General features: G+C 71.4%; 13 protein-coding genes. 6 read left to right on the top strand and 7 right to left on the bottom strand.

The window, feature by feature from the left end:
- The 4 genes from DEJ12_RS01465 to DEJ12_RS01450 all read left to right on the top strand — a co-directional run bounded on the left by DEJ12_RS01465 (window position 1) and on the right by DEJ12_RS01450 (window position 4759).
- Window positions 1-786: an SDR family NAD(P)-dependent oxidoreductase gene (locus DEJ12_RS01465; protein WP_111028799.1), complete on the top strand. Its 786-nt coding sequence runs from the start codon at window positions 1-3 to the stop codon at window positions 784-786.
- A gap of 120 nt (window positions 787-906) precedes the next feature.
- Entirely contained in the window at window positions 907-2298 is a 1392-nt protein-coding gene (locus DEJ12_RS01460) for an MFS transporter (protein WP_111028798.1), read from the top strand.
- Entirely contained in the window at window positions 2295-4001 is a 1707-nt protein-coding gene (locus tag DEJ12_RS01455) for a dihydroxyacetone kinase family protein (RefSeq protein WP_111028797.1), read from the top strand. Before DEJ12_RS01460 ends, DEJ12_RS01455 begins: the two co-directional genes overlap by 4 nt.
- Window positions 3998-4759 carry a triose-phosphate isomerase family protein gene (locus tag DEJ12_RS01450; RefSeq protein WP_111028796.1) on the top strand — a complete coding sequence of 254 codons (762 nt, stop codon included), beginning with the start codon at window positions 3998-4000 and terminating at the stop codon, window positions 4757-4759. Before DEJ12_RS01455 ends, DEJ12_RS01450 begins: the two co-directional genes overlap by 4 nt.
- On the opposite strand, the gene DEJ12_RS01445 is transcribed toward DEJ12_RS01450, so the two are convergent.
- Window positions 4752-5594 (bottom strand): NAD(P)H-binding protein, encoded by an 843-nt coding sequence (locus tag DEJ12_RS01445; RefSeq protein ID WP_111028795.1) that lies wholly within the window; start codon window positions 5592-5594, stop codon window positions 4752-4754. The two genes, DEJ12_RS01450 and DEJ12_RS01445, sit on opposite strands and share 8 nt — an antisense overlap.
- A 79-nt stretch (window positions 5595-5673) precedes the next feature.
- Here DEJ12_RS01445 and DEJ12_RS01440 point away from each other — a divergent pair, with 79 nt between their 5' ends.
- Window positions 5674-6426, top strand: coding sequence for a TetR/AcrR family transcriptional regulator (locus DEJ12_RS01440; RefSeq protein WP_258370459.1), 753 nt, complete (start codon window positions 5674-5676; stop codon window positions 6424-6426).
- On the opposite strand, the gene DEJ12_RS01435 is transcribed toward DEJ12_RS01440, so the two are convergent.
- From DEJ12_RS01435 to DEJ12_RS01415, 5 genes are all read right to left on the bottom strand, one after another.
- Window positions 6423-7094 carry a response regulator transcription factor gene (locus tag DEJ12_RS01435; protein WP_071404422.1) on the bottom strand — a complete coding sequence of 224 codons (672 nt, stop codon included), beginning with the start codon at window positions 7092-7094 and terminating at the stop codon, window positions 6423-6425. The genes DEJ12_RS01440 and DEJ12_RS01435 overlap by 4 nt on opposite strands.
- Window positions 7091-8302 (bottom strand): sensor histidine kinase, encoded by a 1212-nt coding sequence (locus DEJ12_RS01430; protein ID WP_258370460.1) that lies wholly within the window; start codon window positions 8300-8302, stop codon window positions 7091-7093. Before DEJ12_RS01430 ends, DEJ12_RS01435 begins: the two co-directional genes overlap by 4 nt.
- Before the next feature lie 250 nt (window positions 8303-8552).
- Window positions 8553-9239, bottom strand: coding sequence for an SDR family NAD(P)-dependent oxidoreductase (locus DEJ12_RS01425; protein WP_111028793.1), 687 nt, complete (start codon window positions 9237-9239; stop codon window positions 8553-8555).
- Window positions 9240-9336: 97 nt separating this feature from the next.
- Window positions 9337-9657, bottom strand: a complete 321-nt coding sequence (locus DEJ12_RS01420) for a DUF6355 family natural product biosynthesis protein (protein WP_111028792.1) — start codon at window positions 9655-9657, stop codon at window positions 9337-9339.
- Window positions 9658-9667: 10 nt separating this feature from the next.
- On the bottom strand, window positions 9668-10039 hold the full coding sequence (locus DEJ12_RS01415; protein ID WP_111028791.1) for a DUF6355 family natural product biosynthesis protein: 372 nt from the start codon (window positions 10037-10039) through the stop codon (window positions 9668-9670).
- 489 nt (window positions 10040-10528) lie between these two features.
- Here DEJ12_RS01415 and DEJ12_RS01410 point away from each other — a divergent pair, with 489 nt between their 5' ends.
- Window positions 10529-11410 (top strand): manganese catalase family protein, encoded by an 882-nt coding sequence (locus tag DEJ12_RS01410; RefSeq protein ID WP_111022461.1) that lies wholly within the window; start codon window positions 10529-10531, stop codon window positions 11408-11410.
- Window positions 11411-11491: 81 nt separating this feature from the next.
- Here the strand turns inward: DEJ12_RS01410 and DEJ12_RS01405 are convergent, their stop codons facing one another.
- On the bottom strand, window positions 11492-11818 hold the full coding sequence (locus DEJ12_RS01405; protein ID WP_071404424.1) for a hypothetical protein: 327 nt from the start codon (window positions 11816-11818) through the stop codon (window positions 11492-11494).
- Window positions 11819-11827 lie beyond the last annotated feature (9 nt).

Here is an 11827-nt window from a genome sequence, read left to right as displayed (position 1 = left end):
ATGAGCGACCAGAACCAGTCAGCCGGCCAGCACCGCGACCGCACCGTCGTCCTCACCGGGGCTGCCTCACCGCGGGGCATCGGCCGCGCCACCGCCCACCACCTGGCCGAGGCCGGGTGGGACGTCGGGATCATCGACCTCGACCAGACGGCGAGCGAGCAGGTCGCCGCCGAGATCCGCGAACAGCACGGCGTGCGGGCCGTCGGTGTCGGTGCGAACGTCGCCGACGAGTCCGCCGTCCGTGCGGCCTTCGACACGATCGAGGCCGAGCTCCAGCCGATCACCGCACTCGTGAACCTGGCGGGGGTCTCGTCGGCGCACGCCTACCTCGACCTGCCCGAGGGGGAGTGGCACCGGGTGCTGTCGATCAACCTCGACGGCGTGCACTTCGCCAGCCTGCGGGCGGCGGAGTCGATGGTGCGGTCCGGCTACGGGCGCATCGTGAACCTGTCGTCCGTCTCCGCCCAGCGCGGCGGCGGCACCTTCAGCAAGACCCCGTACACGGTGGCGAAGGCCGGCGTGATCGGCCTGACCCGGGGACTGGCGCGCGAGCTCGGCCCGCGCGGCGTCACCGTCAACGCGATCGCCCCCGGTCCGATCGACACCGACATCATGGGCGGCACCCTGTCCGAGGAGCGGAAGACCGAGATGGCCGCCGACGGCGTCCTGCCGCGCATCGGCACCCCGCGGGACATCGCTGCAGCGATCGCGTACCTGATCAGCGAGGACGCCGGGTTCGTCACGGGCCAGACGCTCAACGTCGACGGCGGCCTGTACATGCACTAGGGCCAGCCGCCCACGGAACGCGCGCCGACCGGGCGACGCGATCCGTGCCTCCCGTCCGGACGACCGAACCGATCGCCGGACGCCAGAACGACCGCACCGTGCTCGCAAAGGAGCGAACCCGTGTCACTACCCCCTGCCCCCGCGCTCGGGTCGACGAACGACCCCGGCCTGAAGTCCGCCATCGGCAAGGCGACGAAGCACCTCATGCCGATGCTCGTCATCCTGTACTTCGTCGCGTTCCTCGACCGCACGAACGTCGGTTTCGCCGAAGAGGCCCTGCGCGTCGACCGCGGCATCTCCGACGCCGCCTTCGCCCTGGGCGCTGGCATCTTCTTCATCGGCTACGCGATCTTCGAGATCCCGTCGAACCTGCTGCTCAAGCGGTTCGGTGCGCGCTTCTGGCTCGCCCGCATCGCCGTCACGTGGGGCATCGTCGCCGCACTGTTCGCCTTCACGACGAACGACACGATGTTCATCATCCTGCGGTTCATCCTGGGTGTGACCGAGGCCGGGTTGTTCCCGGGCGTGATCATGTACCTGTCCGAGTGGTTCCCGAACAAGGTGCGCGTGCGCATGTTCGCGACCTTCTACCTGGCGCAGCCGTTCTCGCAGATGATCGGCGCCCCGCTGTCCGGTGGGCTGATCAGCATCGGTGACCAGGTCACCCCGTTCCACGGCTGGCAGGTGATGTTCGCCGGCGAGGGGATCCTCGCGGTGCTGGCGGGCATCGCGGCCCTGGTGTTCCTGACGAACAGTCCGCAGCAGGCGAAGTGGCTCGAACCGGGCGAGAAGGCGTCGCTCACCGCGGCCATGGAGCGCGAGGACACCGCCCGCAGCGAGGACGGCCCGAAGGGCATCTGGCGCGCGATGGCGAGCGGGCGCGTCTGGTACTTCACGATCATCTACTTCTGCCTGCAGGTCGCCGTCTACGGCACGACGTTCTACCTGCCGCAGCAGGTGTCCTCGCTGCTCGGGCAGGACGTCGGCTGGCAGGTCGGTCTGGTGTCCGCGATCCCGTGGCTCGTCGGGCTCGTCGCCTGCTACCTGATCGGGTCGCGTGCGGACTCCGTCGGACGCCGTCGTCGCTGGGGCACCCTGTTCTACGTCACGACCGGCCTGTCGATCCTCGGCTCGGCGTGGGCGGGTGCGAACGGGCAGCCCGTGCTCGGCATCCTGTTCATCACCCTGGCCGTCGCGAGCTTCCTGGCCGTCGGCCCGATCACCTGGGCGTACCCGACGGCGTTCCTGACCGGTGCCGCGGCGGCCGCGGGCATCGGCCTGATCAACTCGCTCGGCAACCTCGGCGGGTTCGTCGCCCCGATCATGCGCACCGCGATCAACGAGGTGGTGCCCACAGACAGCGGTGCGTTCGGCATCGTCTCGCTCGGCGTCCTGGCGTTCGTCGCCGCGGTGATGATCTTCTGCACCAAGTTCTTCCGCGGGGCCAAGGCCGACGAGCTGCTCGACACCTCGCACGTCCGCACCACCGACCCGAAGGGCAGCAAGCGATGACCAGACTGTTCAACGACCCGGCGGACTTCGCCGACGAGGCGACCGACGGCTTCGTCGCCGCGAACGAGCGGTGGGTGCGCAGGGTGCACGGCGGGGTCGCCCGTTCCACCACGAGCCCCGACGGCATGGTCGCGGTCGTGATCGGCGGGGGCTCGGGCCACTACCCCGCGTTCGGCGGGCTGGTCGGACACGGACTGGCCGCCGGTGCCGCGATGGGCAACCTGTTCGCCAGCCCCAGCGCCCAGCAGGTCACCGGGGTCGCGAAGGCCGCGGAGCACGGTGGCGGTGTGCTGCTCAGCTACGGCAACTACGCCGGTGACGTCCTGAACTTCGACGCCGCGGCGCGCACACTCGAGGCCGACGGCATCCCGGTGCGGACGGTCCGCGTCACCGACGACGTGACGAGCGCCCCGGCCGACGACCGCGCGAAGCGCCGCGGCATCGCGGGTGACCTCTGCGTCTTCAAGGTCGCCGGCGCCGCTGCCGAGCGCGGGGACGACCTCGACACGGTCACCGCCGTCGCCGAACGGGCGAACGACCGGACGCGCAGCTTCGGCGTCGCGTTCTCCGGGTGCTCGCTGCCGGGCGCCGAGGAACCCCTGTTCACGGTGCCCGAGGGCCGGATGGCGGTCGGCATGGGCATCCACGGCGAGCGTGGCATCGACGAGACGGACGTGCCGTCGGCCGACGGTCTGGCCGAGCTGCTGGTGTCCCGGCTGCTCGACGAACTGCCCGACGGCGTGACGCTCGAGGGCCAGCGGGTGGTCCCGATCCTGAACGGCCTGGGCTCGGTCAAGTACGAGGAGCTCTTCGTCGTCTACCGCTCGGTGCAGCGGCGCCTGGCGGACGCCGGCGTCGTCATCGTGGAGCCCGAGGTCGGCGAACTCGTCACGAGCTTCGACATGGCCGGGGTCTCCCTGACGCTCTTCTGGCTCGACGACGAGCTCGAGGAACTCTGGGCAGCACCCGCGGACACGCCCGCCTACCGCAAGGGCGGTGCGGTCGCCGAACAGCGCGTCGACCCGTCCACCGTGGCGGCGGACGCCGAGGGCGTCGGCATCGGTCCGGCGACCGACGAGTCCCGTGCGGTCGCCGAGCAGGTCGCCGCCGGGTTCGCCGCGGTCCGTTCCGTCCTCGACGAGCACGCCGACGAACTCGGGCGCATCGACGCCGTGGCCGGTGACGGTGACCACGGCATCGGGATGCAGCGCGGATCGCACGCCGCTGACGTCGCAGCCGCCGACGCGGTCACCCGCGGTGCCGGTGCCGGCACCGTCCTGCTGGTCGCCGCGGACGCCTGGTCCGACAAGGCCGGCGGCACGTCCGGTGCGATCTGGGGTGCCGCCCTGGAGGCACTGGGTCGCGTGGTCGGGGACGACTCGCGTCCGTCGGGTGCCACCGTCGCGCAGGGGGTCCGCGCGGCCACCGAGGCCGTGCTCGCGTTCGGCGCCACCGTCGGTGACAAGACGATGGTGGACGCCCTGGTGCCGTTCGACGAGGTGCTCCGCACCCGGCTCGACGCCGGTGCGGCGCTCGCCGAGGCCTGGGGTGACGCCGTCCGTGCCGCCCGCGAAGCGGCCGACGCCACGGAGTCCCTCGTGCCGAAGATGGGCCGGGCGCGGACGCACGCCGACCAGGCCGTCGGCACCGCGGACCCCGGTGCGCTGTCCTTCGCCCTCGTCGTGGAGACGGTCGCCCCGTGATCACCGTCGGGGTGTCGCTGAAGACGTACTTCTCGCACGCCCGGACGCTGGAGTGGGCGGCCGAGGTCGCCGACATCGCCCGGCGACACCCCGCGGTGCGCTCGGGAGCGGCGACGCTCTTCGTGGCGCCGACGTTCCCGGCGCTCGTGCCCGTCCGCGACGTGCTCTCCGGGTCGGGAGTGCTCCTCGCCGCGCAGGACCTGTCGTGGGCCGACGCGGGCGCGTTCACCGGCGAGGTCTCCGGCGCCGAACTGCGGGAGATCGGTGTCGACCTGGTCGAGATCGGGCACGCCGAACGGCGCTCCCTGTTCCACGAGGACGACGCGACGATCGCGGGGAAGGTGCACGCGGCGTTCCGCAACCACCTGCGTCCGCTGGTCTGCGTCGGGGAGCCGGACCGGGCCTCCGATACGACCGAGGCCGTGGCGGCGGTGACCGCGCAGCTCGACCGGGCCGTCTCGACGGCCGACGCGGACGGGCTCGCCGGACCCCTGACCGTCGCCTACGAACCGGTGTGGGCGATCGGCGCACCGGCACCCGCACCGGACGACCACATCGTGGCGGTGCTCGACGGGATCGAGCAGCACCTCGGCACCCGGCCCGAGCTGCACGGCAGCACCGTCCTCTACGGCGGCAGTGCCGGACCGGGCCTGCTCACCCGGGGGCAGGGGCGGATCGGCGGCCTGTTCCTCGGTCGGTTCGCCCACGACCCCGCAGCGGTCGAGGCGATCCTCGACGAGGTCGCGGCGCTCAGCTGAGCTGGTCACGCACCGGCCGTGGGGCGCGACCGAGCAGTTCGCCGAGCAGCGGATCGGTGCCGGCGAACAGGCCCCGCTCGGCGGCCTGGTACATGCCGAGCAGGAACCCGACCATGTGCGGGTCCTGCCCCGCGGCCAGCGCACGGGCACGCCACTCGTCCTCGCCCAGGGCCTCGAACCCGATCGTCCGACCGGACACCTCGGACGCCTGCCGAGCCAGGTCGGCGAAGGTCGGCGCGTCCGGAGCGGTGAGCGTCACCGGCCCGTCGAACGGCTGATCGGCGAGCAGGATCGCGGCGGCTGCCTCGGCGGCGTCCCCGCGGGCGGTCCACGACACCGGGCCGTCGACGGGGACGGACACCGTGCCGGTCTCCTGCCACGGTCCCGTCATCCAGGCGGCGCTGTGCGCGTAGAAGCCGTTCCGCAGGCTCGTCCACGGCAGCCCGGAGTCGCGGAGCAGGTCCTCGGTGGCGGCGTGGTGCGCGGCGGGCACGAAGGGCGAACCGTGCGCGGCGCCCTGGTGGCTCGTGTACAGGACCCGGCCGACGCCGGCGTCCACGGCCGCGTCGACCGCGGCACGGTGCAGCGCGACGGCGTCGGCGGCCGGGTCGCTCGACGAGACGAGCAGGAGCTGATCGGCGCCCGCGAAGGCTGCCTGCAGGGTCTCCGGTTCGGCGTAGTCGCCGCGGCGGACCTCGACGCCGCGGTCGGCGAACCGCTGTGCTCGGGCCGGCTCACGGGTCACCACCGCCAGGTCGGACGGCGCGAGGTGCTCGAGCAGGTGGTCGGCGGTCGCGCCGTTGAGGGCTCCGGTGGCCCCGGTGATGACGATCATGACTTCTCCGTATCGGTGGAAACAGCACGTCGGTAGCGCTGGTAACACAGTGATAGCACGGATCCGTTATCGTTGTTCCGTGATCGAGCAGGGAAGCCAGCGCGACGAGACGCGTGCGCGCATCGTCGAGGTCGCCGGCACCATGCTGCGTGAACGCGGCGCCGCGGCGGTGACCACACGGGCGGTCGCGGACGGCGCAGGCGTCCAGGCACCGACCATCTACCGGCTGTTCGGCGACAAGGACGGTCTGCTCGAAGCGGTCGCCGAGCACGCGATGGCGACGTTCTCGGCGATGAAGGCCGACGCTGTCCGGGCTGCTCGTGACGAGGCGACCGACCCCGTCGAGGACCTGCGCACCGGGTGGTCGATGACGATCGGCTTCGGGCTGGCGAACCCCGACCTGTTCGTGCTGTTGAGCGACCCGGAGCGCGGCCGTCGGTCGGCAGCCGCCCGCGCCGGTACCGCGCTGCTCGCCGAACGCATCCAGCGGGTGGCCGAGGCCGGACGACTGGCCGTGCCGGAACACCGCGCGGTCGAGCTCGTGCACGCGGCCGGCACCGGTGCGGTGCTCGCGATCCTGGCCGCTCCGGCGGACGAGCGGGACCCGTCACTCGCCGATGACGTCCTCGATGCCGTGCTCGGGCGGATCCTCGTGCCGAGCGGGCCGACGACGGACGACGGCGGCGCGGCCCCGGGTGGTCAGGGCCGGGGGCGTAACGCCGTGACGAGCGCCGCGATCACGCTCCGTGCCGCAGCGCCCCGGCTCGATCGACTGTCGCCAGCCGAGCGGACGATGCTCGCGGAGTGGCTCGACCGGATCGCCGCGGACTAGTCCTCGCGGGTGCCCGCCAGCCCGTGGTCGTGTGCGTAGACGACGAGCTGCACCCGGTCGCGCAGTGACAACTTGCCGAGGATGCTCGAGATCTGGGTCTTCACCGTCGACTCGGTGACGTACTCCCTGGTGGCGATCTCGGCGTTCGACAGGCCGCGGGACGCCCACCCGAACACGACGCGCTCCCGCTCGGTCAGGGTCGCGAACTCCGGCGGCTGCGGTGCCGGGGCCCGCGCCACGTCGGTGCCGAACAGCTGCGCGAGGTCGTTCGGTGCGATGACCGAGCTGCCCTCGTGCACGGCCCGCACCGCGGCGAACAGGAACGGGGGCGTGGTGTCCTTGAGCAGGAACCCGCTGGCGCCGAGCCGGATCGCGGTCGCCGCCGCCGGGTCGAGCCCGAAGGTGGTGAGCACGACGACGCGCGGCAGCGGACCCGGGACGGCGCCGGAATATAGCTGCCGGACGGTCTCCACGCCGTCCATGCCGGCCATCCGCATGTCGAGCAGCACCACGTCGGGCCGCACCTCGGGGATGAGCGCGAGCGCTTCGGCGCCGTCGGAGGCCTCACCGACCACGCGCATGTCGTCCTGGGCGTCGAGCACCACCCGGAGCCCGGCGCGGAACAGCGCCTGGTCGTCGGTGAGCAGGATCCTGATCGGTTCGGTCATCGGACGGGTCCCCCTTGGACGTCGAACGGGATGCGGGCGCGTGCCGTGAACACGTCGTCCAGCACGGCGGCGTCGAACGACCCACCGAGGGCGCCGAGGCGCGAGTCCATGCCGTCGATCCCGCGGCCGGAGCCAGCGGTGGTGCCGTCTCCGGCGACGTTCTCGACCTCGAGCACCAGGTCGGCGTTCCGCCAGGTCTCCCGCACGACGACCGGGTTGCCGGGGGCGCCGTGGCGCAGGGCGTTCGTGAGCATCTCCTGCAGCACGCGGCGGGCGGCCGTGCCGGTGTCCGGGCGCAGGGCCAGGGGGACCCCGCGCACCGTGCGGTCGACGTCGACCCCGGCGTCGCGGATGCCCTGCACGATCTCCTCGAGCGACCCCGGGCCGGTCGCCTCGGCGGAGCCGTCGATGTGCCCGAGGACCTGTCGGACCTCGACCAGGGAACTCCGGGCGGTGCTCGCGATGGTGGCGCTGACCGCTCGGATGCGCGCCTCGTCGTCGAGGAACGGCACCGAGTCGGCCTGCGCGATGATGACCGCGAGCGAGTGGCCGACGACGTCGTGCACGTCCCGGGCGATGTCCGCGCGGATGCGTTCGGACTCGGCGACGTCGATCGCGCGGGTGGCGGTGGCCTCGGCCTCGGTGGCGACGGCTTCGGCACGCGATGCTGCGGCCTCGGCGTCGGCACGGCGCTCCGACTCGCGGTCGCGGGAGCGGAAGGCCCGGACGGCGACCCCGCCCGCCCAGACCCCGAGCAGCGCGGTCACCGGGGCGGCCATCGCCAGGAACGCCTGGTCGCGCGGGCCGTTGATGAGCACGAGGAACCGGAAGCCGGTCGACGCCAGGTAGACCGTCGCACCCGCTCCGGCGACGACCGCGAGCACGCCGGAGACGACGACCTCGGTGCGGGTGCCCACGACCGCGGCGGTGCCGATCACGACGAAGAGCGCGAGGTCCACCAGCGACGGGCGCTCGCCGCCGCCGACCTGGATCACCCCGAGGACGACGACCATGGCCATCGCGGCGGACGGGGAGATGCGACGCAGGGCGATCGCCACCGAGGCCGACAGCACCGCGGCGAGGCTCGCGTGCTCGAGCTCGAGGTCGATGGGCAGCAGGAAGACGAACGCCGCCAGGGCCGCCCAGGCCACGTCGACGGCGATCGACCGGGTGGCGAGCGGCCGGAGGAACGTGCGCCGGTCCGTCACGGCTCGATCATCGCATGCCGCCCACGCCGGGCAGCGCGGACCGACGTCACGCGCCCGCGGTCATGGCGGCGAGGGCGATGACGGTCGTGGTGACGATCGCGGCGCAGAGCAGCAGCGTGGCGATCGTGTGCTTCGTCGAGGACTCCATGTCACCAGACTCGTGGCCCGGAGTCGCCGGGGCATCGGGCGCAGGGGCGAAGCGCTTCGTCCCTGCGGGTGAAGCGAGGGGTGATCACCCGGTACTCGGGGATCAGACGACGACGGACCCCAGCTGGCGGTGCGCGATCGAGACGGACTCGCCGGACACCGCGTTCAGCGGCGACGACAGGAACGCGACGAGGTCGGCGATCTGCTGCGGTGTCGAGTCGCCGGGGCCTCCCGGGCGGACCTCGGCGGACGGGGTGTCCGTCACGGTCCCGGGGTTGATGACGTTCACCGTGACCCCGGTGCCCGCCACGTCGTCGGCCAGGTTCTTCGCGATGACGCTCACCGCCGTGTTCCGGAGCGAGGCCGTGATGTTGCCGGAGAAGTAGGCGTTCTGCCCGCTCACCACGACCACGCGGCCGAACCCGGCCTCGCGCTGGGCCGGGAGCACGGCGTTCGCGACGCGGAGGAACCCGAGCGCCTTGCCGTCGATCGCGTCGAGGACCTGCTCCGGGTCGGACTTCCGGGCCGGGTCGAGGGTGCTCGCGCTCGGGGCAGCGGTCACGACCAGCACGTCGATGCGCCCGTGCCGCTCGAGGACGGCGGCGATGCCTGCGTCCACCGACTCCTGCGAGGCGGTGTCGATCGGCACGCTGCCGTCGGAGTCCTCGGCGCTGCGGGAAGCGACGACGACGGTCGCCCCCTCGGTGCGGAGGCGGTGGGCGACGGCGGTACCGATGTACCCCTTGCCTCCGACGACGAGTGCGACACGGTTCTTGAGTTCGAGGTCCACGCGGCCACGCTATGCCGGGACGGTGCGGTCTGCCCGCCCGTCGCGCACCGGAGCCCCCACCCGATGGCGGGCAGGAGCTCCGGTGGTCAGATCGCGATCAGCAGTACTTGCCGGTCCACGAGGCACCGGTCAGGGCCCCGTAATCCGGATTGGCGTACAACGTCGTCTCGCCGGCCGACAAGCACAGGCTCTTCGACGTGTACGTGTACTTGACGGTGATCTGGACCGGGTCCGACTTGCAGTTGTTGTAGGTGCCCTTCTCGTAGTGTCCGTCGTCCCCGCCGCCGATGTTCCCCGTCGTGATCGGGTAGAAACCGCACGGTGACGCGGCGTTCGCGGGACCGGCCGCTGCCAGCGACCCGCCGAACATCATGGTGGCGGCGAGTGCCGTGCCACCGATCTTCGTCCAGAGCTTCATCGCTCTCCCCCTAACAGCTTCCGACCTTGCTGGCCCCTGAGATCTGCTTGTCGTTCTCGGTGAATCCCAGTCGGACGTCGCCGGGCTGGACGCAGTAGTTCTTGCTCCCGCCCTTCATCGTCACCTTGATCTTCACATTGCCGCTGCCGCAATTCCCGTAATGCGCGACCTGGCGCTGACCACTGAACGGCGATATCGACCCGACCACTGGGACGTTGATCGCGAAGGTCGAATCGTAGTCCTCGATCTCTTCGCTGTACCCGCAGACCATCGCGCTCGCCGGCGCTGCGGTGACGGTACTCACACCGACGACTCCGCCGAGTGCGAGTGCGGCGGCCGCACTCCCCAGTGCTGCCTTCCGGATTTTCTGATGCAGATGCATTCTTTCTCCCCTCTGCGGGACTGCGGTAGGCTGTCCGCGCAACGAATTGTGCATCGTGCCCCGAATTCCGTTCGTGGAATTCGGAACAACAACGAACTTACTCTTGAAGAATCATCACGCAAGCCCGCCAGGTGTGCATGCGGTGGGTATCGCAACGGAACGAGGTGGACATGGGCTCACGATCAGCTGGCAATGTCGCGACGATCATCGCCGCAGGGTGTTTGGTACTGCTCCTCGTCGTCGTCTGGCTCCGCGGACAGCAGTCGATCGGAGATGGGTTCGCGATCCCCGTCGTGTCCGTGCTCGTTCTCGGGTTCACCGGCTGCACGGTCTGGGCCGGGGTCGTCGCCTTGCGTCGACGCGGGAGAGGACGCTGACGCCCGTCTGCGCGATCTGGCTTTCCTTGGGACGGCGCTGAGGCGGTCGCGCCGACCATCGCACACGGACCCGCTCGATCGACGGGCACCCGCTGGAGTGAAGGAGAGCCACGTGTACTTCCACAAGCAGGAACTGCAGTTCAAGGCAACGCCCGACAAGCCCGACGCGATCTACGCCCGCAAGCTGCAGGAGGTGCTCGGTGGCCAGTACGGAGAGATCTCCGTCGCCATGCAGTACCAGTTCCAGGCGTGGAACATGCACATCCCCGGCAAGTACCGCGACATGGTGTTCGGCATCGGCGCCGAGGAGATGGGCCACGTCGAGATGCTCGCGACGATGATCGCGCAGCTGCTCGAGAAGTCCCCGCTCGGCATCACCGAGGACGCGCTGCAGGACGACCCCACGGTCGCCGCGATCGTCGGCGGCACCGACGTCCAGCACGCGATCGTCGCCGGTGCGGGTGCCCGCCCGGTGGACAGCAACGGCAACCCCTGGCAGGGCTCGTACATCACCGCCAGCGGCAACCTGCTCGCCGACTTCACGGCGAACGAGAACGCCGAGATGCAGGGTCGTGTGCAGGCCGCGCGGCTCTACCACATGACCGACGACCACGGCGTGCGGGACCTGCTGTCCTTCCTCATCGCCCGCGACACCATGCACCAGAACATGTGGGCGACCGCTGCCGCCGAGCTGCGCGAGAAGGGCGTCGAGGGCTTCCCCGTGCCGAGCAACTTCCCGCAGTCGAAGGAGAACCAGGAGGTCAACTACCAGTACCTCAACTTCTCCGACGGTGCCGAGGCGAAGAACGGCCCGTGGGCGAGCGGCCCCTCGTTCGACGGCAAGGGCGAGTACTCGTACCACGACGGCCCGACCACCTCGGTCCCGATGCCCCCGCCCACGCACCCCGACGTCCGGCTCTACGGCACCACCGAGCTGCCGAACGTCGTCGAGAAGACGGCCGGCCTGGTGCAGGACAAGCTGAACAAGGAGTAGTCCCGACGGTCGCCCACGCGACCGACGGATGACAGGAGGCCCGGCGCACGACGTGCACCGGGCCTCCTGTCCGTCAGGTGGTCACCGCACCGACGGGGCGGACCCGCCCACGGTCATCAGCGCCCCCGTCTCGGGTTCTTCGTCGCGCGGTGCCTCGAAGATGCCCGAGTAGGCGCGCACCGCGCTCCACCCCGCGATCAGCAGGGCCGTGCCGAGGACCGCCGCGACCCAGGGCGCCAGGAGTGACTGCTCGAACAGCCGAGGCGCGGCGACCCAGGTCAGGAACGTGCCGGTCAGGCTGCCGGTGGCCCCGAGGAGCAGGGCGGTGCGCCGGTCCAGGCTCGTCAGCGCGAGCGCCGCGGTGACGACGAGGACCGCGACCACCGCGTTCAACAGGACGGACGTCATCGCTCAGCT

It is taken from the genome of Curtobacterium sp. MCLR17_059 (assembly GCF_003234665.1).
GTDB classification, from domain to species: Bacteria; Actinomycetota; Actinomycetes; order Actinomycetales; family Microbacteriaceae; genus Curtobacterium; species Curtobacterium flaccumfaciens.
The sequence above is the reverse complement of the archived record's forward strand: the minus strand, read 5'-3'. Positions and strand labels throughout refer to the sequence as shown.